Annotated in this window: 16 protein-coding genes and 2 pseudogenes; 13 read left to right on the top strand and 5 right to left on the bottom strand. The window is 70.8% G+C overall.

Going from position 1 to position 23,084, the window contains the following annotated elements; genetic code table 11:
• Window positions 1-217 precede the first annotated feature (217 nt).
• A complete protein-coding gene (gndA, locus tag E2651_RS23765; RefSeq protein ID WP_135333233.1) occupies window positions 218-1,660 on the bottom strand; it encodes an NADP-dependent phosphogluconate dehydrogenase in 1,443 nt (480 codons plus the stop codon).
• Between the two features lie 99 nt (window positions 1,661-1,759).
• Here gndA and E2651_RS23760 point away from each other — a divergent pair, with 99 nt between their 5' ends.
• Both E2651_RS23760 and E2651_RS23755 read left to right on the top strand, forming a co-directional pair.
• Window positions 1,760-2,731 (top strand): acetylxylan esterase, encoded by a 972-nt coding sequence (locus E2651_RS23760; RefSeq protein ID WP_135333232.1) that lies wholly within the window; start codon window positions 1,760-1,762, stop codon window positions 2,729-2,731.
• A 180-nt stretch (window positions 2,732-2,911) separates the two neighbouring features.
• Window positions 2,912-4,150, top strand: coding sequence for a transglycosylase family protein (locus tag E2651_RS23755; RefSeq protein WP_135333231.1), 1,239 nt, complete (start codon window positions 2,912-2,914; stop codon window positions 4,148-4,150).
• Between the two features lie 109 nt (window positions 4,151-4,259).
• Here E2651_RS23755 and E2651_RS23750 read toward each other — a convergent pair whose 3' ends face one another.
• Window positions 4,260-5,318 (bottom strand): DMT family transporter, encoded by a 1,059-nt coding sequence (locus E2651_RS23750; protein WP_135333230.1) that lies wholly within the window; start codon window positions 5,316-5,318, stop codon window positions 4,260-4,262.
• Window positions 5,319-5,748: 430 nt separating this feature from the next.
• Between E2651_RS23750 and E2651_RS23740 the strand changes: the two genes are divergently transcribed.
• From E2651_RS23740 to glgC, 4 genes are all read left to right on the top strand, one after another.
• Window positions 5,749-6,480, top strand: a complete 732-nt coding sequence (locus tag E2651_RS23740; RefSeq protein WP_135333228.1) for a class I SAM-dependent methyltransferase — start codon at window positions 5,749-5,751, stop codon at window positions 6,478-6,480.
• 133 nt (window positions 6,481-6,613) lie between these two features.
• Window positions 6,614-7,378 (top strand): IucA/IucC family C-terminal-domain containing protein, encoded by a 765-nt coding sequence (locus E2651_RS23735; RefSeq protein ID WP_245239135.1) that lies wholly within the window; start codon window positions 6,614-6,616, stop codon window positions 7,376-7,378.
• Window positions 7,379-7,430: 52 nt separating this feature from the next.
• Window positions 7,431-8,600: a glycogen synthase gene (glgA, locus tag E2651_RS23730; RefSeq protein WP_167828877.1), complete on the top strand. Its 1,170-nt coding sequence runs from the start codon at window positions 7,431-7,433 to the stop codon at window positions 8,598-8,600.
• A gap of 22 nt (window positions 8,601-8,622) precedes the next feature.
• Entirely contained in the window at window positions 8,623-9,843 is a 1,221-nt protein-coding gene (glgC, locus tag E2651_RS23725; RefSeq protein ID WP_135333227.1) for a glucose-1-phosphate adenylyltransferase, read from the top strand.
• On the opposite strand, the pseudogene E2651_RS23720 reads toward glgC, so the two are convergent.
• A pseudogene (locus tag E2651_RS23720) lies at window positions 9,838-10,681 on the bottom strand (ABC transporter permease). The gene glgC and the pseudogene E2651_RS23720 sit on opposite strands and share 6 nt — an antisense overlap.
• On the opposite strand from E2651_RS23720, the pseudogene E2651_RS23715 reads away from it, so the two are divergent.
• The 5 genes and pseudogenes from E2651_RS23715 to E2651_RS23695 all read left to right on the top strand — a co-directional run.
• A pseudogene (locus E2651_RS23715) lies at window positions 10,595-11,968 on the top strand (sugar-binding domain-containing protein); the annotation flags it as partial. The pseudogenes E2651_RS23720 and E2651_RS23715 sit on opposite strands and share 87 nt — an antisense overlap.
• A gap of 107 nt (window positions 11,969-12,075) precedes the next feature.
• Complete coding sequence (locus tag E2651_RS23710; RefSeq protein WP_135333226.1) at window positions 12,076-12,822, top strand: hypothetical protein; 747 nt, start codon at window positions 12,076-12,078, stop codon at window positions 12,820-12,822.
• Window positions 12,823-12,934: 112 nt separating this feature from the next.
• On the top strand, window positions 12,935-15,277 hold the full coding sequence (locus E2651_RS23705) for a GH92 family glycosyl hydrolase (RefSeq protein ID WP_135333225.1): 2,343 nt from the start codon (window positions 12,935-12,937) through the stop codon (window positions 15,275-15,277).
• A 225-nt stretch (window positions 15,278-15,502) separates the two neighbouring features.
• Window positions 15,503-16,882 carry a wax ester/triacylglycerol synthase family O-acyltransferase gene (locus E2651_RS23700; protein ID WP_135333224.1) on the top strand — a complete coding sequence of 460 codons (1,380 nt, stop codon included), beginning with the start codon at window positions 15,503-15,505 and terminating at the stop codon, window positions 16,880-16,882.
• Between the two features lie 69 nt (window positions 16,883-16,951).
• Complete coding sequence (locus tag E2651_RS23695) at window positions 16,952-18,457, top strand: SDR family NAD(P)-dependent oxidoreductase (RefSeq protein ID WP_135333223.1); 1,506 nt, start codon at window positions 16,952-16,954, stop codon at window positions 18,455-18,457.
• 503 nt (window positions 18,458-18,960) lie between these two features.
• On the opposite strand, the gene E2651_RS23685 is transcribed toward E2651_RS23695, so the two are convergent.
• Window positions 18,961-19,785, bottom strand: a complete 825-nt coding sequence (locus E2651_RS23685; protein WP_135333222.1) for an SDR family oxidoreductase — start codon at window positions 19,783-19,785, stop codon at window positions 18,961-18,963.
• 310 nt (window positions 19,786-20,095) lie between these two features.
• On the opposite strand from E2651_RS23685, the gene E2651_RS44090 reads away from it, so the two are divergent.
• Window positions 20,096-20,269 carry a hypothetical protein gene (locus tag E2651_RS44090; protein WP_167828876.1) on the top strand — a complete coding sequence of 58 codons (174 nt, stop codon included), beginning with the start codon at window positions 20,096-20,098 and terminating at the stop codon, window positions 20,267-20,269.
• A 74-nt stretch (window positions 20,270-20,343) separates the two neighbouring features.
• On the opposite strand, the gene E2651_RS23680 is transcribed toward E2651_RS44090, so the two are convergent.
• A complete protein-coding gene (locus E2651_RS23680; protein ID WP_135333221.1) occupies window positions 20,344-20,973 on the bottom strand; it encodes a matrixin family metalloprotease in 630 nt (209 codons plus the stop codon).
• A 187-nt stretch (window positions 20,974-21,160) separates the two neighbouring features.
• On the opposite strand from E2651_RS23680, the gene E2651_RS23675 reads away from it, so the two are divergent.
• Complete coding sequence (locus tag E2651_RS23675) at window positions 21,161-23,071, top strand: family 20 glycosylhydrolase (RefSeq protein ID WP_135333220.1); 1,911 nt, start codon at window positions 21,161-21,163, stop codon at window positions 23,069-23,071.
• Window positions 23,072-23,084: the final 13 nt, after the last annotated feature.

Raw genomic sequence — 23,084 nt, 5'->3', positions numbered from 1 at the left:
GTGCGGTCAGGAGAGTGTCCAGATCGGTGTTCACAGCGCGCCCCACGGGTCGAGCCAGTGTTCTACACCACCGATTCTGGGCACTCTCCGTCATTCCGGACAGAGCCAAAGCGCATCAACCATCTAGGGCCTGTCCGGTGGGTCAGGCCGGTCTTCGCGCCGGGTGCCGATTGATCAGGGCCGGGTCGCGACCCCGGCAGGACCCATCGGACAGGCCCTAGGACCGCACCTCCGAGCGGTCACCGCCCCACAGCGTGTGGAACGACCCCTCACGGTCCGTACGCCGATAGGTGTGCGCCCCGAAGAAGTCCCGCTGCCCCTGCGTCAGCGCGGCCGGAAGCCGGTCCGCGCGCAGCGCGTCGTAATAGGCGAGGGCCGCCGAGAAGCCCGGCGTGGGGACGCCCTGCCGGGTGGCGGCGACCACGACCGCGCGCCAGTCGTCCTGGGCCGCGCCGATCTCCTGCGCGAACGTCGCGTCCGAGAGCAGGCTCGGCAGGTCGGGACGGGCGTCGTAGGCGGCGCGGATGCGGTCGAGGAAGGCGGCCCGGATGATGCAGCCGCCGCGCCAGATGGAGGCGACCGCGCCCAGGTCGATGTCCCAGCCGTACTCCGCGCTGCCCGCCACGATCTTGTGGAAGCCCTGCGTGTACGACACGATCTTCGAGGCGTACAGCGCCTGCTCGACCTGGTCGGCGAACGCCCGCGCCTCCGCCTCGCCGAGCGGCTTCGCCGCGGGGCCCGGCAAGTCCCGTGACGCCGCCCGCAGTTCGGTGTGCCCAGAGAGCGAGCGGGCGAACACCGCCTCGGCGATGCCCGACACCGGCACGCCCAGATCAAGGGCGATCTGCACCGTCCAGCGGCCCGTGCCCTTCTGTTCGGCCTGGTCCTGCACCACGTCCACGAACGGCTTGCCCGTCTCCGCGTCGACGTGGCTGAGGACCTCCGCCGTGATCTCGATCAGATACGAGTCCAGGCGGCCGGTGTTCCAGGTGCGGAAGATGTCCGCGATCTGCGCGGGGGAGTAGCCCCCCACGTCGCGAAGGAGCTGGTACGCCTCGGCGATCAGCTGCATGTCCGCGTACTCGATGCCGTTGTGCACCATCTTCACGAAGTGCCCCGCGCCGTCCGGGCCGACGTGCGTGACACAGGGGGCGCCGTCCTCGGCCTTCGCCGAGATCCGCTCCAGCATCGGGCCGAGCGCCGCGTACGACTCCTCGGAGCCGCCCGGCATGATGCTCGGGCCGAGCAGCGCGCCCTCCTCGCCGCCGGAGACACCCGTGCCGACGAAGTGGAGTCCCTGCTCCCGCAGTTCGCGCTCGCGGCGCCGGGTGTCCGCGAAGTGCGCGTTGCCGCCGTCGACGATCATGTCGCCCTCTTCGAGGAGCGGGGCGAACTCCTCGATCACCGCGTCCGTGGGCTCACCCGCCTTCACCATGACGACCAGACGGCGCGGGCGTTCGAGCGCGGCGACGAACTCCTTGGCGGTTTCCGTGGGGATGAAGTCGCCCTCGTCGCCGAACTCCTGGACCAGGGCATGGGTCCTGGCCGCCGTGCGGTTGTGGAGGGCGACCGTATAGCCGTTGCGGGCGAAGTTGCGGGCCAGATTGCGTCCCATGACCGCGAGGCCCGTGACACCGATCTGGGCTGACGTGCTGCTCATGCGGTGGCTCCTGGAAGTGGAAGTGTCGGAGGTGTTCGTCAGTATTGCCCCGCGGCGTAGCGTGACATTCCGACACTGTGTCCGACGAAGGAGCCGCCCGTGTCCCATTTCGACATGCCGCTCGACGAACTTCGCCGCTACCGCCCCGGTCTGACGGAGCCCGAGGACTTCGACGCGTTCTGGGAGAAGACCCTTTCGGTCGCACGCGAGCACGACCTGGACGCGCGCTTCGTCCCCGTGGACGTCCCGCTGAGCACGGTCGACGTCTTCGACGTGACGTTCGCCGGGTTCGGCGGCCACCCCGTCAAGGGCTGGCTGATCCTGCCCGCGGGGACGAGCGAGCCGCTGCCCGCCGTCGTCCAGTACATCGGCTACGGCGGCGGACGCGGCCTGCCCCACGAGCGTCTGCTGTGGTCGGCGGCGGGCTTCGCGCACTTCGTGATGGACACCCGGGGTCAGGGCAGCGGCGGTTCGTCGGGAGACACCCCGGATCCGGTCGGCAGTGGACCCGCGTATCCGGGCTTTATGACGCGCGGCATCGAGGACCCGCACGAGTACTACTACCGGCGCCTCTTCACCGACGGCGTACGAGCCGTCGAGGCGGCCCGCGCCCATCCGCTGGTCGACGGCTCGCGGGTGGCCGCGGTCGGCGGCAGCCAGGGCGGCGGGATCACGCTCGCCGTCGGCGGGCTCGTCCCCGACCTGGCGGCGATCGCGCCCGACGTGCCGTTCCTGTGCGACTTCCCGCGCGCGACGACCCTCACCGACCGCCCGCCGTATAGAGAGATCGCTCTCTATATGCAGGCAAGGCGCGGCTCCGAAGAGCGCGTCTTTCAGACACTCTCCTACTTCGACGGCGTGCACTTCGCGGCGCGGGGCCGGGCGCCCGCGCTCTTCTCGGCGGCCCTGGAAGACCTCACGTGCCCGCCGTCCACGGTGTTCGCCGCCCACAACGCCTACGCGGGGGCCGAGCGGTCGATGGAGGTGTACGCCTTCAACGACCACGAGGGCGGCGGCCCCTACCAGCAGGGTGTCCAACTCCGTTGGCTCACCGAGCACTTGACGACATGACCGGCGGGAGTCCCCTCGGCATCGCACCCTTGTCATGGATCGGTCGAAGCGGCTAACTTGCCGCTTTGTCGTGTGTCTGATGTGACTGTTCCGACCCGGCGTTCCGACCTGACGTTCCGACCTGACGTTCCGAACTGACGTTCCGAACTGACTGTGATGTGTGTGTCCGAGGGGGCTCTCATGGCCGTACGCGGCCGGCACCGCCGGTATCAGCCGAACCGGATCAACCGAGCGTCGCTGACCGTCACGGCGGGCGGCGCGGGGATGGCGCTTCCGCTGATCGGCACCGGAACGGCGGACGCGGCCGACGTCGACACCTGGAACAAGGTCGCGGCGTGCGAGTCCACCAACAACTGGAGCATCAACACCGGCAACGGCTACTACGGCGGCCTCCAGTTCAAGCAGTCCACCTGGGAGGCGTACGGCGGCACGGTCTACGCCCCGCGCGCCGACCGCGCCACCAAGGACCAGCAGATAGCCGTCGCCGAGAAGGTGCTCGAGGCGCAGGGGCCGGGAGCCTGGCCGGTCTGCTCGGACCGCGCGGGCCTGACCCGGGGCGGCGACGCCCCGGACGTCACGCCGATGGGCGCCCCCAAGACCTCCAAGGCCCCGAAGGCGCCCCAGCGCGAGGTCAAGGACGTCAAGCCGGAGGTGACACCGCAGTCGACCGCGGGCACCGCCCGGATGTACACCGTCGTCCGCGGCGACACGCTCTCCGGGATCGCCGACGAGCGCCGAGTCGGCGGCGGGTGGCGGCAGTTGTACGACACCAACCGCGAGGTCATCGGGGGCGACCCCGACCTGATCACACCGGGGCAGCGGCTCTCGCTGCACACCGCGCAGAAGAAGAGCGGGCAGCCGGGGGCGGGCCACCGCACCGAGCCGAAGCAGCGGACGGAGCCCAAGCCCAAGCCGAAGGCCGAGCCGAAGCCGAAGGCCGAGCCCAAGCAGCGGGCCGAACCGAAGCCGAAGCCGAAGGCCGAGCCCCGCAAGGCGAAGCCCGCCCAGGCCGCCCAGGGCTTCTCCGCCCCGGTGGCCGCGTCCCCCAGCACGCCCTACCGCGCGGCGGGCGGTTCCTGGTCGAAGGGCTACCACACGGGAGTCGACTTCCCCGTGGCCACCGGCACCTCCGTGAAGGCCGTCGCCGCGGGCACGGTCGTGTCGTCCGGCTGGGGCGGTTCATACGGCTACGAAGTGGTGATCCGGCACACCGACGGCAAGTACTCCCAGTACGGCCATCTCTCGGCGCTCACGGTGAAGGCAGGGCAGAAGGTCGGCGCCGGGCAGCGCATCGCCCGGTCCGGGTCCACGGGCAACAGCACGGGCCCGCATCTGCACTTCGAGATCCGGACGGGGCCCGGCTTCGGAGCGGACGTCGACCCGCTCGCCTACCTGCGCGCGGGCGGCGTACGGATCTGAGCGACGCCCTCGAGCAGATCTGAGCGACGCTCTCGAGCCGCCCTCGAGACGCCGGAAGCCCCCTGAGAATTCAGGGGGCTTCCGCGATCTCAGGGGGTTTCAGCGAGCCTCAGGATCCGATGCGTTCCCGGGGATGGCGGGTGTGGCGGAACAGCACGCGCCGGTGCGGCTCGGGCGTGGGCTGCGAAGGCAGCGCAGGCAGCTCGCGCACCCGCACCTCCTTGGCGTCCGCGACGGTCTCCGCAGCGTCCCCGACGGTCTCCCCGGCGTCCTCCGTGACGGGCTCCGCGGCCACGGGCCCGCCCCTGGCCACCGGCACGCTCGCCGGACGGCCCTCCGCGCCGATCCGCTCCGTGGTCAGCAGGATCAGTCCGCCCCCGGCGACGACCCCGAAGGCCAGCGCGACGGCGGTGCCTGTGGCGCCGTAGCGGAACGATTCGCCGAAGAGCGTGAGCCCCACCGTGGCCGCCACGACCGGATTCACCACCGTCACCGTCGACAGCGGCGCCGCGAGTCCCGCACCGCGGTACGAGGCCTGCGAGATGAGCACTCCGGCGCCCGCGAGGACGGCGATCACCGCGAGGGCCGGCAGCTGCTGCGTCAGCGGTTCGTTGTCCGACCAGTCCACCGCCACGGTCTTGGTGAACACGGAGGCGATACCGAAGGCCACGCCCGCCGCGCCGGCCAGCAGCACACTGCGCACCACCGGATGCCGGTGCGCGGCGTGCGCGAGAGCCATCAGTGCCAGGACGGCGGCGCCGGTGGCGAGCGCCACCATGATCCGCTCGGCGTTGTCCAGGGACTGCTTGTCGGCGGCCTGGGTCAGCGACAGCAGGCCCGCGAGCCCCACGGTCGCCATGATCGCCCCGCGCCACGCGGTGGCCCCCGCCTTGCGGCGTACGAAGACGGCGGCCATCGGCAGGGCGAAGACGATGGTCAGCGCGCCCAGCGGCTGCACCACGCTCAGCGGCCCGTACGCGAGCGCCACCACGTGCAGCAGCGCACCGAGGCCGTTCAGCGCGATCGCGACCCACCACATGCCGCGGCGCAGCGGGGCGTACCGCCGTTCCGGCGTGGTCACCGCGACGCGCTCCTGAAGGATCGCCCCGCCCGCATAGGCGACGGCGGATACGAGGGAGAGCAGCACGGCTACCGTGAGGGCACTCATGAGGTGCTCCACGGTCTGCGATACGCCCTGTGGGCCCGGGGCGTCCGGCGCGACGAACGGTCGGCTTCCATACTCACTACGATCTCGCGGATTCGGCTCCACGTCGTCGTACCTCAGCAGGCAATGGGTCCTACTGCCGATGGAGTACGACCCGGCAGATGTCCTCCCAAGGGTGGGTTACGCGGTAGTTCGGTGGATCATCCAGAATCTCGAAAATTCTTCCGAAACAGAGCCGAGAACGGAGCCGGGAACGGCCCCGTGCGGGCCCCTGGCCGCGCCCCGGGCGACCGCGCGCGGGCGGTCCGGTGTGCCGCCTGCCACCCGTCTCCTGCCGCCCCCAGACACCCGCTCACGCTCTCGCCGCATAGCATCTGACCTGGGCTTTCGTGCTCCCCATCGATACGATTTCCGTTCGTGGAAAGGGGTCCGGATGCACCGGAACATACGCAGTGTCGACGACGTCCTGAAGCTCCTGGACGGGCTGTTCGCGCCGGAAGCGGACCGCTGGAGCGCCGACGCGGCGGACTGGTGGGACGGCTTCTACGACGACCGCTCGCGGCAGGTGCCGTTCTTCGTGGCGAAGCCGGACGAGAACCTGGTCGGGTACCTGGACCGGGGCCTGATCACGCCTGGACGGGCCCTCGACCTGGGCTGTGGCCCGGGCCGCAACGCCCTCCACCTGGCCTCCGCGGGCTTCCGGGTGGACGCCGTCGACCTCTCCCCGACGGCCGTCGCCTGGGCCGAGGAACGGGCCCGCGAGGCCGGCGCGGACGTCCGCTTCCACTGCGGCGACGCCTTCGAGCTCACGCCGGACGAGCTGGGCGGACCCTACGACCTGATCTACGACTCGGGCTGCTTCCACCACCTGCCGCCGCATCGCCGCATCAGCTACCTCGCCCTGCTCGACCGCGCCCTCGCGCCCGGCGGCCATCTCGCCCTCAGCTGCTTCGCCACCGGCGAGATGGGCTCCGAGCTGCCCGACGCGGACTTCTACCGCGCGTCCGGCCTCCAGGGCGGTCTCGCCTACACACCGGAGTCCCTGCGCTGGATCTTCTCCGACCTGACGGAGGTCGAACTGCGCCGCATGCGCGACGAGCCGCCCGAGTCCGCGCACTTCGGTGAGCCCTTCCTGTGGACGGCGCTGTTCCGCCGGGACGCGTAGGGGCTGCCGGGCCGCCCGGCGCCAACCCCTCCGCCTTGCAGCTGCACGCACCAGGGCCCGCTCGGCCCTGGTGAATCGGCGCCCGGCGCGAAGGCCGGCCTGACCCATCGGACAGGCTCTAGGCTCTGCTGTCGTGAAACACCACGTCGGCAACCACCACATCGACCTGGCCGAAGTCGCTTCCGTCGGCGGATTCTTCGCCCTGCGCACGGGAACACCGCCGGGCGGCGCCCAAGTGGCGCCTCTGGCACGGGTGTACGCGGGCGACAGCGGCCCCGGCGGCCCCCTCGCGTTCCGCGTGGACAAGGTCGGCGCGCGGCTCGGCGCGCCCGATGAGCGCGTGGCCGTGTCCGTGGCGCAGTTGGGCCTCGCGGCACGGCTGTGGTCGGTGGCGCTCGGGTCGGCCGCGCTGCACGGCGCGGTGCCGGACCTCGACCCGGAGCTGCTGCACTGGGACGCCGACGGCAGCTCGCCCGACGACCTGTGGCTCACCGACGTACGGGGCAGGACCGCCGACGCGGCCGCCGTCCGCGACGCCGTCCAGGAGAGCCATCTGGCGCCCCTGGCCGACGCACTGCGCTCCCGGTACCGCATCTCCGCCCGCCTGCTGTGGGGCAACGCGGGCTCCGCGCTCGCCGGCGCCGCCCGCGAACTGCACACCTGGGCGCGCCGCACGGGACGTACCGAAGTGGGCGAGCGTGCGCTGGCCCTGGCCGCCGAACTCTTCGCCCACCCCGACCTGCGCGGCACCGGAACCCTCGACGGCACGGCCTTCCGGCGCCGCAGCTGCTGCCTCTACTACCGGTGCCCCGGCGGCGGCCTGTGCGGCGACTGCTGCTTCGAGCGGCCGCCCCACAGGTCCGTGCGGGACTCTTCCCCGCCGGGCGCTTCTGGGTGACCATGAGGGGGCGAACGGCCGACGGCAGGGGCGGACGGACGGGGGGTTCTGCGTGCGAGTGGGACTGCTCACCCGGGAGTATCCGCCGGATGTCTACGGCGGAGCCGGAGTCCATGTCGAGTTCCTCGCACGGGAGTTGCGCTCCCTGATCGATGTCGACGTGCACTGCTGGGGAGAGCCGGACACCGCCGCCGACGGACTCACGCGGCACCAGGCCTGGGAGGCCCTCGAAGGCGCCAACGACGCCCTGCGCACCCTCTCCGTGGACCTCTCCATGGCGGCCGCGCTCACGGGCTGCGACCTCGTCCACTCCCACACCTGGTACGCCAATCTCGCGGGCCACATCGGCAAACTCCTGCACGGCGTCCCGCACGTCATGACCTCGCACTCCCTGGAGCCCCTGCGCCCCTGGAAGGCCGAGCAACTGGGCGGCGGATACGCCCTGTCCAGCTGGGCCGAGCGCACCGCCGTCGAGTCGGCCGACGCCGTGATCGCCGTCTCGCACGGGATGCGCGCCGACATCCTCGCCTGCTACCCGTCCGTCGACCCGGACCGCGTACGCGTCGTCCACAACGGCATCGACACCGGCCTGTACCGCCCCGACCCCGGCACGGACGTCCTGGAGAGCCTCGGCATCGACCCCGAGCGGCCCTACGTCCTGTTCGTCGGCCGCATCACCCGGCAGAAGGGCGTGCCCCATCTGCTGCGCGCCGCCGCCAAGTTGGACCCCGCCGCCCAGCTCGTGCTCTGCGCCGGAGCCCCCGACACCCCGGAGATCGACGCCGAGTTCCGCACCCTCTTCGAGGAGCTCAGCCACGCGCGCGAGGCCGTCCACTGGATCCCGGAGATGCTGCCGCGCCCCCAGGTCGTCCAACTCCTCACCCACGCAAGGGTGTTCGCCTGCCCTTCGGTGTACGAGCCGCTCGGCATCGTCAACCTGGAGGCGATGGCCTGCGGAACCCCGGTGGTGGCATCGGCCGTCGGCGGCATCCCGGAGGTCGTCGCCGATGCGGAGACAGGACTCCTCGTCCCGTACGAGGAAGCGGAACCCGCGGCCTTCGAGACGCGGCTCGCCCACGCCCTGAACCACCTGATCGCCGATCCGCGCGCCGCGACCCGCATGGGCGCCGCCGGACGCGAGCGCGCGGTGAGGGAGTTCGGCTGGGACGCGGTCGCCCGGCGCACGACCCACGTGTACGAGGAGTTACTCGAGTCCAAGTGATCCCAAGTCAGGGGGCGGCGCGATGCGCGGTGGACCTTCGGTGCTCGGAATCGTCCTGGCGGGCGGGGAGGGCAAACGCCTGCTGCCCCTCACCGCCGACCGGGCCAAACCAGCGGTCACGTTCGGCGGCACGTACCGCCTCGTCGACTTCGTGCTCTCCAGCCTCGTCAACGGCGACGTCCTGCGGATCTGCGTACTGACCCAGTACAAGTCGCACTCCCTCGACCGGCATGTGACCACGACCTGGCGGATGTCGAGCCTCCTCGGCAACTACGTCACCCCGGTCCCGGCCCAGCAGCGCCTGGGCCCGCGCTGGTACTCGGGCAGCGCGGACGCGATCCTGCAGTCCCTCAACCTCGTCCACGACGAACAGCCCGACTACATCGCGGTGTTCGGCGCCGACCACGTCTACCGCATGGACCCCCGGCAGATGCTGGGCCGGCACTTCGAGAGCGGTGCCGGAGTGACGGTCGCGGGGATCCGGGTGCCGCGCGCCGACGCGTCGTCCTTCGGCATCATCACACCCGCGCGGGACGGCACGCGGGTCGACCGCTTCCTGGAGAAGCCCGCCGACCCGCCGGGACTTCCCGGCTCCCCGCACCAGGTGTTCGCCTCCATGGGCAACTACGTCTTCACCACGAAGACCCTCGTCGACGCGCTCCAGCAGGACGCCGAGGACGACAACTCCGTGCACGACATGGGTGGTTCGATCCTGCCGATGCTCACCGAGCGCGGCCTGGCCCAGCTGTACGACTTCGACGACAACCACGTCCCCGGCGAGACCGCGCGCGACCACGGCTACTGGCGGGACGTCGGCACCCTCGACGCGTACTACGAAGCGCACATGGACCTGATCTCGGACCAGCCGGTCTTCAACCTGGACAACCGGCGCTGGCCCATCTACACGCACTCCGGCGGGCTGCCGCCCGCCAAGTTCTGCGCGGGCGGCATCGCGAGCGAGTCCATCGTCAGCCCCGGCTCCGTCATCCGCGGCCAGGTCACCCGCTCCGTGCTCTCGCCCGGGGTGACGGTCGAGGAGGGGGCGGTCGTGCAGGGCTCGGTGCTGCACGACAACGTACGCGTCGGGCGCGGGGCCGTGGTCCGGGGCGCCGTCCTCGACAAGAACGTGGACGTCCCGCCCGGCGCGACGATCGGCGTCAACCCCGAACGGGACCAGGAGCTCTACACGGTGTCCAAGGGCGGTGTGATCGCCCTGGGAAAGGCGCAGGTCGTGCCCTTATAGGACGCGCCGTCTGCGCCCCAGCCAGGTCTGCGCGATCACGACGACCGCCAGGAAGGCCCCGCTGACGACCTGTTGGTAGGCGGAGTCCAGCGAGCCGATCTGGTTGATCACGTTCTGGATCACCTTCAGGAGCAGTACGCCGACGAGCGACCCACTGATGAAACCGAAGCCGCCGGTCAGCAGCGTGCCGCCGATGACGACCGCCGAGATCGCCTCCAGCTCCATGCCCGAGCCGAGGATGGTGACGCCGGAGACCAGCCAGGCCGCGTTGAGCGCGCCCGCCAGACCCGCGCAGAGCCCGGACAGGACGTACACGGTGATCTTCGTACGCGCCACGGGGGCGCCCATCAGCGCCGCCGCGTCCTCGTTGCCGCCGACCGCGTACACATACTGGCCGAAGCGGCTGCGACGCAGGACGACCGCGCCCGCGACGAACAGGACCAGGGTGATCCAGACGGGAGCGCCGATGCCGAGCAGCTTGCCCGACGAGTCCGCAGACGGCGAGCGGCAGGAGCAGCGCCACCGCCGTCCCGTACCGCGAACCCCACGCCGCGAGCACCCCGCCCAGTGCGAACAGGGAGCCCACGGAGAGGTCGATTCCGCCGGTGACGATGACGAACGTCATGCCGAGCGCGACGACGGCGAGGAAGGCGGAGGAGACCGCCATGTTCTCGAGGTTGTCACCGCTCAGGAAGGTGTCGAAGCTGAGGGACGCCACGATGACGGCGACCACCAACGTGACCAGGGCGCCGTGCTGTTGGGCCAGCGCGCTGAGCCGCTCCGAGCGTTCGCGGCGGGTGGTTCGTCGTCGCCGGTCCTGTTCGGCTGTGTCTCGGATATCACGGTGCCGGTCACCGCTTGCCGCAGGACCTTCACCGTCCCCGAAGGCTGGAAGATCGGCGACGGCAAGCGCCTCAGGCTCAACTTCGGCGCCGTCGACTGGCAGTCCGAGGTGTACGTCAACGGCACCAAGGTCGCCGAACACAAGGGCGGCTACGACAAGTTCAGCGCCGACATCACCAAGGCCCTGAAGCCGGGCCGCACCCAGGAGCTGATCGTCGGCGTCTACGACCCGACCGACTCCAAGGACGGCGAGAACCCGCCCGTCGGCAAGCAGCGCCTGGACCCCAGCGGCATCTGGTACACCCCGTCGTCCGGCATCTGGCAGACGGTGTGGATGGAGCCGGTGGCCACCGACCATGTCGACTCGCTCAAACTCACCCCCGACGTGGCCGCCAAGGAGCTCACCGTCGAGCCCAAGGGCGTGCGCGACGGCGTGCCGGTCAAGGCAGTCGCGTACGAGGGGAAGACCAAGGTCGCGGAGGCGAGCGGACGCACGGGCGAACCGCTGAAGCTGAAGATCGCCGAGCCGCGCCTCTGGTCGCCCGACGACCCTTTCCTCTACGACCTGAAGGTGACCGTCGGCAGCGACCGGGTCGCGAGCTACTTCGGGATGCGCTCCATCGCCGTGGAGAAGGTGAACGGCATCCCGCGCACGGTCCTCAACGGGAAGCCCACCTTCCTGATGGGCACGCTCGACCAGGGCTTCTGGCCGGACGGACTGCACACCGCGCCGACCGACGAGGCACTCGCGTACGACCTGAGAATGCACCAGCAGATGGGCTTCAACTCGGTCCGCAAGCACATCAAGGTGGAGCCCGACCGCTGGTTCTACTGGGCGGACAAGCTGGGCCTGATGGTGTGGCAGGACATGCCGTCGATGAGCGCGGGACGCACCCCTGACACGGCCGCCCGTGCCGAGTACGAGCGTGAGATGAAGCAGATGATCGACGAGCACGCGAGCCACCCCTCGATCGTCATGTGGGTCACCTTCAACGAGGGCTGGGGCCAGTACGACCAGGGCCGGATCGCCGACCAGGCCAAGTCCTGGGACCCGACCCGCCTGGTCAACGGGATGTCGGGCCTCAACCTCGGGGCCGACGGCGGCACGGGCGACATCATGGACGAGCACGGCTATCCGAGCCCGGCGCTGCCGCCGCACCCCGACGGCGAACGGGCCCTGGTCAATGGGGAGTACGGCGGCCTGGGGCTCGCGGTGCCGGGGCACGCCTGGTCGGTCCAGCAGAGTTACGTGGACGTGGATCCGGCGACGTACACGGAGGAGGCGGTGTGGCGCTCCGGCCCGCGCGGGCCGGAGCGCCTAATCCCGTGGACCGGAGCGCAAATCCCATAGACGGGCGCCCGCACGCTTGGCACGATCACCTCGTGATCATGGATGACGAGAGCCGCGAGCGGGCGGTGCGGGCCGCGGTCCGCAACAACGCCGAATGGTGCGACGCGGTCTGCCGCGCGCACGCCGTGCCGGGCGAGTTCGGGGGAGAGGCGTGGACGAGCGCGCGGCGCACCCCGCCGCTCTACCCCGACGCCGTGACGCTCACCCCCGACGCGTCGCCGGGCGACCTGGTGTCCCGCATCGACACCGGCTCGCCCGGCTGCTCGGTGAAGGACAGCTTCGCCCGCCTGGACTTGGCGCCGCTGGGCTTCTGGGTGCTCTTCGAGGCGCAGTGGATCCACCGTCCGGCGGACAAGGCAGGCGCGGTGGGCAAGGCGGGCATGTCCCCTTCCCAGTACGTGAGTTGGGGCCCGCTCGCGGACGCCGACGCCCTGCCCGCGTGGGAGACGGCCTGGGCCGACGGCGAGGAGGGCGGCGGCCTGTTCCGCGCGGAGTTGCTGTCCGACGACACGATGTTCCTGGCCGGGGCGTCCGCCGCGGGGGAGATCGTCGCCGGCGCCGTCGTCAGCCGCAGCGAGTCGGTGGTCGGCGTCTCCAACCTGTTCGCCCGTGGGGATGCCCCGGGCGGCGAGGAGTCCGCCTGGGCCGGTTGCCTCGCCGAAGTCGCCCGGCTCTGGCCCGGCCTGCCCGTCGTCGGATACGAGAGCGGCGAGAGCCTGGACGCGGCCGTGCGCGCGGGGTTCACCCCGATCGGACCACTACGGGTGTGGCTGCGGTCCGACTGAGGGCCGCGGTTGTCTCCCACCCCTTGACGCGCGCGACACCACGCCCGAAGAATGATCGCGTTCGGCGCTTTGACAACGTTGTCCAAGGATGCCCAAGGAGGCGTTTCCACCCATGAGATGGACCCCACGGCTACGCGGTACCGGGGTGGCGGTGGCTGCGGCCGCGCTTCTCGGGGGAGCCCTGGCCATTCCCGCGGCGCAGGCCGCTCCGGCGGCGGACGGTCGACTGACCGATCTGGTCAACCCGTTCATCGGCACCGAGAACGAGGGGAACACCTACCCCGGCGCGGCCGTGCCCTTCGGCATGGTCCAGTTCTCCCCGGACACCGGCCACAACACCGGCTACGACCACTCCGACACCCACATCCGCGGCTTCTCCACCGTGCATCTCTCCGGTGTCGGCTGCGGGTTGGGCGGCGATCTGCCGGTCCTGCCCACCACGGGCGACGTGAAGGAGACGGACTACGCCCAGTACGCGGCGGAGTTCAGCCACGACGACGAGAAGGCGAGCCCCGGCTCGTACAAGGTGGGCCTCAAGTCCGGCATCGACGCCGAGCTGACCGCGACGAAGCGCACCGGCGTCCAGCGCTACACCTTCCCCGCCACCGACAAGGCCAACGTCCTGCTCAACGCGGGCCAGTCGCTGCACAAGACCGGCTCCACCAAGGTGGAGATCCTCGACAGCCGTACGGTCCGCACGGCGATCACCGGCAGCGGCTTCTGCCAGGACACCAAGCCGTACACGGTCTACACGATCACCCGCTTCGACCGGCCCTTCACCACGTCCGGCACCTGGAAGGGCGACACGGTCACCGAGGGCTCGAAGGAGTCGGCGGCGGGCGACGAGCGCAACGGCGCCTTCGTCCGGTTCGACACCTCCGAGGACCGCACGGTCGAGGCGACCACCGCGCTGTCGTACGTCGATGCCAAGGGCGCCGCGCTCAACCTCCGTACGGAGGGCGGGCGTTCGTACGACCGTGTCGCGAAGGCGGCGCAGGCGGCCTGGGAGGACCGGCTCGACGACGTACAGGCCAAGGGTGGCGGCGAGACCGTGCGCCGGACCTTCTACTCGTCCCTCTACCGCTCGTTCCTCGCGCCGAACATCGGCAGCGACGTCGACGGCCGGTACACGGGCTGGGACCAGAAGACCCACCGGGCCAAGGGATTCACGTACTACCAGAACTGGTCCCTGTGGGACACCTACCGCACCCAGGCGCAGCTGCTCGCGCTGCTCGCGCCGCATGAGTCGCGCGACATGGCGCTCTCCGTCCTGAAGATCGACGAGGAGAGCGGCTGGCTGCCCAAGTGGGGCTACGGCACGGTCGAGACGAACATCATGACGGGCGACCCGGTCACCCCTTTCCTCACCAACGCCTACCAGCAGGGCCTTCTCGAGGGGCATGAGGAGGAGGCGTACCGAGCGCTGAAGAAGAACGCGGACGGTGTGCCGCCCGCCGACTCCGCGCCCGTCGGACGCGAGGCCAACAAGGAGTACTTGAGCGACGGTTTCGCGCCATACATCAAGGGCCGCCCGCACACCAAGCCCGGCGACTCCGATTACGACCACGGCGCCTCCGCGACCTTGGAGTACGCCCTTTCGGACGCGATGCTCGGTCAGATGGCCCGCGATCTGGGGCACGGGGACGACGCGAAGCGCTATGCCGACCGTGCACAGAACTACCGCAAGATCTTTGACGGTTCGACCGGGTTCTTCCGTGCGCGGGACGCGGAGGGCGCCTTCACCGGCCCCGCCGACCCGGCCAAGAGCGAGGGCTTCCACGAGGGCACGTCCTGGCAGTACCAGTGGCTCGTCCCGCAGGACCTGCCCGGCATGGTCGGCCTGATCGGCGGCAAGCAGGCCACCAACGACCGCCTCGACTCCTTCTTCGCGTACGAGCAGCTCCTGAAGGACCCGGCGAAGACCGCGCGCGAGGTGTGGGTGAACGGCCCCTACGACTACTACAACGCGGACAAGTACAACCCGCAGAACGAGCCGGACCTGATCGCGCCGTACACGTACCTCTCGACGGGCCGGCCGTGGAAGACGACCGACGTGGTGCACGCCGCGCTGACCCTCTTCACGGACGCCCCGACCGGCATGACCGGCAACGACGACCTCGGCACGATGTCCGCCTGGAACGTGCTGTCCTCGATCGGCGTCTTCCCGGTGCAGCCAGGCACGGACACCTGGGGCCTTTCCACGCCGGTCTTCGAGCGCGTCGACCTGACGCTCGACCGCCGCTATTACCCGAACGGACGCCTCACGGTGAAGGCGCCGGGCACCTCGGACACCAACCGGTACATCCAGTCGGCGAGCACGGACGGCGCCGACTACGGCAAGACGTATCTGACCACCGACGACATCCGCGACACCCGCGAGCTCTCCTTCACGGTGGGCGACAAGCCCTCCGCGTGGGGCACGTCGGCGGACGCGGCGCCGCCCGCGCTTAAGTGACCCGTCGAACGTGACCCGTCGAACGTGACCCGTCGTGAATCCGCTGGAGTGACGTAATCGATACGCCACATCAGCCCCACAAGGCCCGCCTTCCTCAGGGAGGCGGGCCTTAATCTGTTGTTAACTGTGCGTAGCTTGATCGTACTTGACCGTAGTCGCGCAACGGCGATTGACTGCTCGCTCCACCCCCATCCCCCGCACCGCCCTCGACGCGAGAGCAGACACGTGACGACGACGACTCGGACCGCTGCGACCTCCGACCTGCTCGCACCCCTTGACCTCGCCTTTTGGAACATAGAGACCGCCGAACATCCCATGCACCTGGGAGCCCTCGGTGTCTTCGAGGCCGAATCGCCCGGCGCGGCCGAGCGTGCCGCCGAGCTCCTCGCCTCCAGGGCGACCGCCGTGCCGGGCCTTCGCCTGCGCATACGGTCCGTCTGGCTGCCGGTCGGCGGGGCCGCCCGCACCGCAGCCCCCGGCTTCGACCCGCAGGACCACGTCGCACTCGCCGAGCCCGTGGCGGACTTCCACGCCGCGGCCGGCGCGCTGATGCAGCGGCCCCTGGAGCGCGGCAGGCCGCCGTGGGAGGCGCATGTGCTGCCGGCGGAGGACGGCTCCCGCTTCGCCGTGCTGTTCAAGTTCCACCACGCCCTCGCCGACGGGCTGCGGGCCCTGATGCTCGCGGCGGCGGTGATGGACCCCACCGACCTGCCCACCGCGCGCCCCGTGCCCGAGGAGCCCGCCGCCTCCCGGTGGGACTGGCTGCCCGACCCGCGCAAGCTGCCGGGTCTGGTCCGCGACACCGTCGCCGACGTGGGGCAGGCCCTGGACATCGGCACCTCCGTCGCCCGCGCCACCTTGGGCGTACGTTCATCGGACGCGTTCACATCGGACGCGACCGGCACCCGGCGCACCGCGGGGGTGCCGCTCGATCTGGACGATGTGCACCGCGTACGCAAGACCGTGGGCGGCACCGTCAACGACGTACTGATCGCGGTCGTCGCCGGAGCCCTGCGCCGCTGGCTGGACGAGCGGGGCGACGGCAGCGAGGGCGTGGAGCCGCGCGCCCTGGTTCCCGTCTCCCGGCGCAGGCCGCGCGGCGCACAGCCGCCGGGCAACCGGCTCTCGGGGTACCTCGTCAGGCTGCCCGTGGGCGACCCGGACCCGCTGGCGCGGCTGCGGTCCGTGCGCACCGCCATGGACCGCAACAAGAACGCGGGCCCGAACCGCGGGGCGGGCGCGGTCGCCCTGCTGGCCGATCATGTGCCGCCGCTCGGCCACCGCATCGGCGGCCCCGTCGTCGCCCAGGCCGCCCGGCTGCTCTTCGACATCCTGGTCACCAGCGTCCCGCTGCCCAGCCTCGGCCTGCGGCTCGGGGGCTGCCCGCTCACCGAGGTGTACCCCTTCGCGCCGCTGGCCCAGGGGCAGGCGCTGGCCGTCGCCGTGTCGACGTACCGGGGGCGGGTGCACTTCGGTCTGGTCGCGGATGCGGCCGCGGTGCCCGACCTGGACCTTCTCGCGCGCAGCGTGCGGGATGAGCTCGCGGGGCTCGTCGCGGTGTGCGCCGAGGGCCCGGGTTTGGTAGAGGGGCCCGTCGCTACGTAAAGTCTTCTTCTTTGGAGCATTCGCGGTCACCCGGACGGCCGCGGCATGAGTGACGCGAGGACAGCGGCGATGACGGTGACAGAAGACAGCCTGGAGGCTGCCGGTTCGGCCGAGGAGGCCGTCACGTACGGCCCCGGTATCGACCCCGACCGTCTCGCCGTCTGCCTGAGCGTGCTCGACGAGCTCGACAAGCTGGACGTCGACCACCCCGACGCCATCGCGGTGCGCCGCGCCACGGCCGGCATCTACCGGACCGTGAAGCAGCGCCGCCGCCAGGAGCGGAGGGCCGCCAAAACTGCCCACGACAAGGCGGTTACCGAAGCCACCGCGACCGGCTCCGCCGAGCGGATCGACGACGAGACCGAGGGCCTGCTGCCCTCCTCGCAGACCGAGGAGGGCAGGCTGGCCGGGATACTCCAGCGCCCGCGCTCCTGCTACACCTGCAAGACCCGGTACGTGGAAGTCGACTACTTCTACCACCAGCTCTGTCCGGACTGCGCCCGCCTGAACCGGACCAAGCGCGACGCCCGCGCCGACCTCACCGGCAAGCGCGCGCTGCTCACCGGCGGCCGCGCCAAGATCGGCATGTACATCGCGCTGCGCCTCCTGCGCGACGGCGCCCACACCACCATCACGACGCGGTTCCCCAAGGACGCCATCCGCCGCTTCAAGGCGATGGACGACTCGGCGGACTGGCTGCACCGCCTCGAGGTCGTCGGCATCGACCTGCGCGACCCGGCCCAGTCCGTCGCGCTCGCCGAGCAGCTCGCCGCGGCGGGACCGCTCGACATCCTGATCAACAACGCGACGCAGACCGTGCGCCGCCTGCCCTCCGCGTACGCCGCCCTGGTCGACGGCGAGAGCGCGCCGCTGCCCGCCGGGGAGCTGCCCGCCCACTCCGTCATCGGCGCCTTCAACTCCGGCGCGGTGGACGGCCTGGCCGCGCTGCCCGTCGGCACCAGCGGCATCGACGCGCAGAAGGTCGCCGACCTCGCCCTCGTGGCGGGCAACGCCAGCGTCGCCCGGCACCTCGACGGCACCGCCATCGACGCGGGCGGCCTCGTCCCGGACGTCGTCGACAGCAACACGTGGGTGCAGACCATCGAGCAGATCTCCCCGGTGGAGCTCCTCGAGACCCAGCTGTGCAACTACACCTCGCCGTTCATCCTGATCAGCGCGCTGCGTTCGGCGATGGCCGCCGCGGCGACGAAGGCATCGAGCGGCCGCGCCTACGTCGTCAACGTCTCGGCGATGGAGGGCGTCTTCGGCCGCGGCTACAAGGGCGCGGGCCACCCGAACACGAACGCCGCGAAGGCCGCGATGAACATGGTGACGCGGACCAGCGCCCAGGAGATGTTCCAGACCGACGGCATCCTCATGACGTCGATCGACACCGGCTGGATCACCGACGAGCGCCCGCACTACGACAAGCTGCGCCTCGCCGAGGAGGGCTTCCACGCCCCGCTGGACCTGATCGACGGCGCGGCCCGGGTCTACGACCCGATCGTGCGCGGCGAGGCGGGCGAGGACCTGTTCGGCGTCTTCCTGAAGGACTACGCACCGGGCAAGTGGTAGGACACACTCCCGATAAACGGCCGTCTTATACGGACGACCTATACAAGCGTCATAGACGGCCGTATGGTTTCCGTCATGACGCAGAGAGCGGCACGCCACCTGCCCGCATCTCCCGGCCCCCTCGCCACCTTCGCGCGCTTCGTGGTGTGCGGCGGCGGGATCGGTGTCGTCTCCAGCGGTGCGGTCGTCCTGGTGGCGTCCTGGCTGCCGTGGGCACTGGCCAACGCGCTGGTCACCGTCGCGTCGACCGTGCTCGCCACCGAACTGCACGGACGCTTCACCTTCGGGGTGCGCGGCGGCGGCCGGCTGCGCACCCATCTGCAGAGCGCCGGAACCGCGGCTGCCGCGTACGCCGTGACGACCCTCGCGGTGGGCGTCCTGCACTGCCTACGCCCGGAGCCCGGCGCCCTCTGTGGGCAGGCCGTCTATCTCGGGGCCTCCGGGCTCGCGGGGATCGGCCGGTTCCTGGTCCTTCGGCTCGTCGTCTTCGTCCGGCCGTCGCGTCAGGCCTCGCCCGACGCGGCGCGCAGCCGCTCGTGCACGGCGTACGGGGCGCTCGCACCGGCCGCGGCGGCCCGCACCCTCGTGCCGCCGTCCACCAGGAGGTCCGCCCCCGTCACCCATTCGGCCGCGTCGGACACGAGCCATGCGACGGCCCGCGCCACGTCCTGCGGTTCCCCGATGCGGCCGAGCGGCAGGCTCGCGGCGAGCCGCTCCTCGGCGCCGTCCCAGACGAAGCGGGCGAGTTCGGTGCGCACCAGGCCCGGGGAGACCGAGTTGACCCGCACCAAAGGGGCCAACTCGCCCGCGAGTTGGGCGGTCAGGTGCAGCAGGGCCGCCTTGGTCGTGCCGTACGCGCCCACGTGCGGCCCCACATGGGATGCGCCCTCCGAGCAGACGTTGACCACGCGGCCGCCGTGCTCGCCCATCCAGGCCCGCCAGGCCAGCCGTGTCAGGCGCAGCGCGGCCTCGACGTTCAGGGCGAAGGCGTCGCGCCACCGCGTGAGGTCGACGTCCATCAGCGTGCCGTAGGGGGCGTTCGTCGCGGCGTTGTTCACCAGGACGTCAAGCCGCCCGAACTCCCGTACCGCCAGGGCCACGCAGGCCTCCGCGTGACCGGGGTCGGCCACGTCGCCCGCGAGCCCGACGACCTCCGCGCCCTGTGCGCGCAGAGCGGCGACCGCGGTCCGCAGCGCGTCCGGGTCGCGGGCGGTGATCACCAGGCGGTGTCCGGACTCCGCGAGGGCGTGCGCCACCGCGAGTCCGATGCCTCGGGAGGCTCCGGTTGTGAGAGCTACCGCACACTCCTGATCCGACCGTGACGTCATCCGCGTACGGTCCCACGAAGTCCCCCAAAGGCCCATGGTCCGGACCCCGACGGGGAGTTCAGGGCACGCTGCCCGCCGCCCCCACACCGTCACCAACTGTCTGAAATCCACCCCTTCGGCTATACCCATCGAGCGCGGGCTCGCTCATTTGGTTAACCTGGGGCGAACGGACGGCCTCAAGGGATCTACGAGCTCCCCCATGCCGCCCCGGGACAGGCTCGCAACCATGGCCGCGGTCCCGCCCGAGAAACGGCGCCACCGCGACCGAATTGCCCTTGTCCTTCCGTTACGCGACACAAAGGAGTGCGCGGTGACACCAGATCTGACGAAGCAGGAAAAGCGACCGGCGGAGCGAGGCGGTGAGCGGGCCGGACGGCCACGCAAGCTCAGCAACCTGGACTCGTGGGCCAAGGCGGCCCCGATCCGCCTTGCCGGCTACGAGGACGACCTCGCGGAGCCGCACATCCTCCCCGGTATCGACTGATCCGGCCGCTTCGCCGTGTGCCCCCGCCTGGATCGGCGGGGGCGCACGGCGCTCAGTCCGTGACTTCGAGAGTCTCAGTCCGTGACCTCGAGTTCGCGCAGGCCGTTGTAGTCGCCCTTGCCCAGGTGGCTCTTGTCGTTGCCGCAGATGTCCGCGGTCGGCGCCGTCGTCAGGTTCTCGTGGCCGCTCGGCACATGGCCGAGGCCGAAGGCGTGGCCGAACTCGTGCGTCATCGTCGACTCCAGGTAGTACTCGCTGAGGCACGGAGTCCCGGCCCGCGGGAACGCGACCTCGCTCTGGTTGTCGTTGATCTCGACGTCGGCCTCGTCGATGTACCAGCCGGACCACCACGACTCGTACGCGCACGTGCCCGCGAGCCGCTGGGCGGGCTGGTCGCCGAACGCGACGACGTTGTCGCCGTCGTCGTCCTCGCACGTGTCGGTGCCGACGTTGGTCCCGTCGTCCGTGGTGCCTTCGTACGTCGCGTCGTCGGAGTCGAGGTCCTCGCCGAGACCGCAGTTGTTGCGGCCGAAGTCGATGTTGTCGGCCGACTCCGTGATCTCGTTCCTGATGATCTCGGCGTCGAGATAGGCGGGCACCGACCCCTGGTTGAAGCGCCACTCCATCGGGTCGTCGTCCCAGCTGCTGCCGTCCTTGTTGTACGCGTACTCGCCGTCGTCGCACGCCCTCATTGCCGTGACCATGTCAGGAAAGCATCAGCCGTGATCGATCGTCGAGCCATAAAGCGGGTAATAGCGCGGAATGTCTGGATCCGGGTGCATGACGGTAAAGGACTCTCGCGATTCATCCGATGGGTTCGCGCAAATGTCCAAGTCCCCGCAGCGCGCTATGCATTGACACCCCTATAGGGCGCTTGAATCATCGGACGTCATGACCGTCCTGCGCTCGATCTTCGCGCCTCGCCCCCGCTCCAGCCCTCGTCCGCACCGGAGACGGCTGCGCGGCACCGTGGTCGCCCTGGTGCTCCTCGCCGCATCGGTCCCGGCCGCCGCCGATGCGGTCCCGTCGGCTGCCGCGGGCCCGCCCCGCACCGTCCCCGCGCTCACCGACTGGACGCCGGGGGAGGGGAGTTACTCCTACGGTCCGGACACCCGCCTCGTCGCCCATGGGCAGGCGGCCCGCCAGGTCGCCCGCACCCTCGCCGACGATCTGCGCGCGGCGGGCGATGGCCGGGTGCCGGTGTCCGACGGCACCCCGCGCGACGGCGACATCGTGATCGACGTCGACCCCGCCCGAAAGCCGCTCGGCGCCGAAGGGTACGAACTCCGCGCGGGCGGACGCCTGGAGATCACCGGGGCGACCGGGGCCGGTGCCTTCTACGGCACCCGCACCCTCCTCCAACTCCTGGCCCAGGGCCACCGCGTGCCCGCAGGACGCACCGTCGACGTGCCCCGGTACAAGGAGCGCGGTGTCGGCGTCTGCGCCTGCTACATCCACATCTCGACGCCCTGGCTGGAGAACCTCGTACGCGACATGGCGTACAACAAGCAGAACCAGCTGCTCCTCGAGCTGAAGGTGAAGAGCGACAAGCACCCCGAGGCCAACAGCTGGGGCTACTACACCAAGAGCGAGATACGCCGCCTCGTCGCGCTCGGCGAGAAGTACCACGTCACGATCGTTCCCGAGATCAACTCCCCGGGCCACATGGACCCTTGGCTCGAGAACCGCGCCGACCTCCAGCTCACCGACTCCGACGGAAAGCCGCAGCCGTCCCGCCTCGACATCACCAAGGACGAGGCCTTCGCCTACTACACGAGCCTCATCGACGAGTACGCCGAGGTGTTCCCCGCCACGTCCTGGCACATGGGAGCCGACGAGTACATGCTCGGCTCCGACTTCGCCAAATACCCGCACATCCTCGAGTACGCGCGGAAGAAGTACGGCGCGAACGCGACCCCGCAGGACGCCTTCGTCGACTTCATCAACCGGGTGCACGCCTACGCGGCCGGCAAGGGCAAGCGACTGCGCATCTGGAACGACGGCCTGACCGGGGCGAACACCGTGCCCGTCGCCGCAGGGACGAGCGTCGAGCACTGGCTGGACGTGAAGACCAAGCCGAGCCGACTCATCGCCCAGGGCTATCCCTTGCAGAACGCCGCGTACGCCCTCTATCTCGTGCGCGGTGGCTTCCACACGAACACCAAGGCGCTCTACGGCCAGGCCTGGGACCCGCGCAGCTTCGAGGGCGAGAAGCTTGCCTCGCGGGACGGCATCACCGGGGCGAAGATCAGCCTGTGGCCCGACAACGGCCGCGGCGAGACCGAGAACGAGGTCGCGGCCGCCATGGCGATGCCGCTCAGCCATGTCGCCCAGGTCACGTGGGGCGCGGCGCACCCCGACCCGACGTACGCGGACTTCACCGCGCGCGCCGACTCCGTGGGGCACGCGCCCAGTTGGCGGGACCTGGCGCGGCCTGCTGTGGCCGACGGGACGTACACCCTCAAGGACACCAAGGGGTACGCGGATCCCGCCGTGTACGACATCAAGCGCACCGCCGACGGATACCTCACCCTCAAGTCCGCGGCGGGCGGCAAGTGCCTGGAGACCCGCAGCGGCAAGCTCACGCTCAACGTGCCGCTGCAGCCGGGCACGGCCGTCACCGAGGAGACCTGCGACCCGGCGAACACGCTCCAGCGGTGGCAGCTGACGAAGACCGCCGGTGGCTACCGGCTCATCAACGCCATCACGCGTATGGCCGCGCATGTCACCGCTGAAGGGCGGCTGCTTCAGTACCCGACCGACCAACAGGCGCCGTCAGTCTGGACGTTGACCACCCCCTGACCACCCCCTGACC

This window comes from Streptomyces sp. MZ04 (genome assembly GCF_004684775.1).
GTDB lineage: Bacteria > Actinomycetota > Actinomycetes > Streptomycetales > Streptomycetaceae > Streptomyces.
The sequence above is the reverse complement of the archived record's forward strand: the minus strand, read 5'-3'. Positions and strand labels throughout refer to the sequence as shown.

Coding starts and splice junctions, on each gene's coding strand:
- gndA (WP_135333233.1), bottom strand. CDS start 1,660: ATGAGCAGCACGTCAGCCCAGATCGGTGTCACGGGCCTCGCGGTCATG.
- E2651_RS23755 (WP_135333231.1), top strand. CDS start 2,912: ATGGCCGTACGCGGCCGGCACCGCCGGTATCAGCCGAACCGGATCAAC.
- E2651_RS23750 (WP_135333230.1), bottom strand. CDS start 5,318: ATGAGTGCCCTCACGGTAGCCGTGCTGCTCTCCCTCGTATCCGCCGTC.
- E2651_RS23740 (WP_135333228.1), top strand. CDS start 5,749: ATGCACCGGAACATACGCAGTGTCGACGACGTCCTGAAGCTCCTGGAC.
- glgC (WP_135333227.1), top strand. CDS start 8,623: ATGCGCGGTGGACCTTCGGTGCTCGGAATCGTCCTGGCGGGCGGGGAG.
- E2651_RS23710 (WP_135333226.1), top strand. CDS start 12,076: ATGGATGACGAGAGCCGCGAGCGGGCGGTGCGGGCCGCGGTCCGCAAC.
- E2651_RS23705 (WP_135333225.1), top strand. CDS start 12,935: ATGAGATGGACCCCACGGCTACGCGGTACCGGGGTGGCGGTGGCTGCG.
- E2651_RS23695 (WP_135333223.1), top strand. CDS start 16,952: ATGACGGTGACAGAAGACAGCCTGGAGGCTGCCGGTTCGGCCGAGGAG.
- E2651_RS23685 (WP_135333222.1), bottom strand. CDS start 19,785: ATGACGTCACGGTCGGATCAGGAGTGTGCGGTAGCTCTCACAACCGGA.
- E2651_RS23680 (WP_135333221.1), bottom strand. CDS start 20,973: ATGGTCACGGCAATGAGGGCGTGCGACGACGGCGAGTACGCGTACAAC.
- E2651_RS23675 (WP_135333220.1), top strand. CDS start 21,161: ATGACCGTCCTGCGCTCGATCTTCGCGCCTCGCCCCCGCTCCAGCCCT.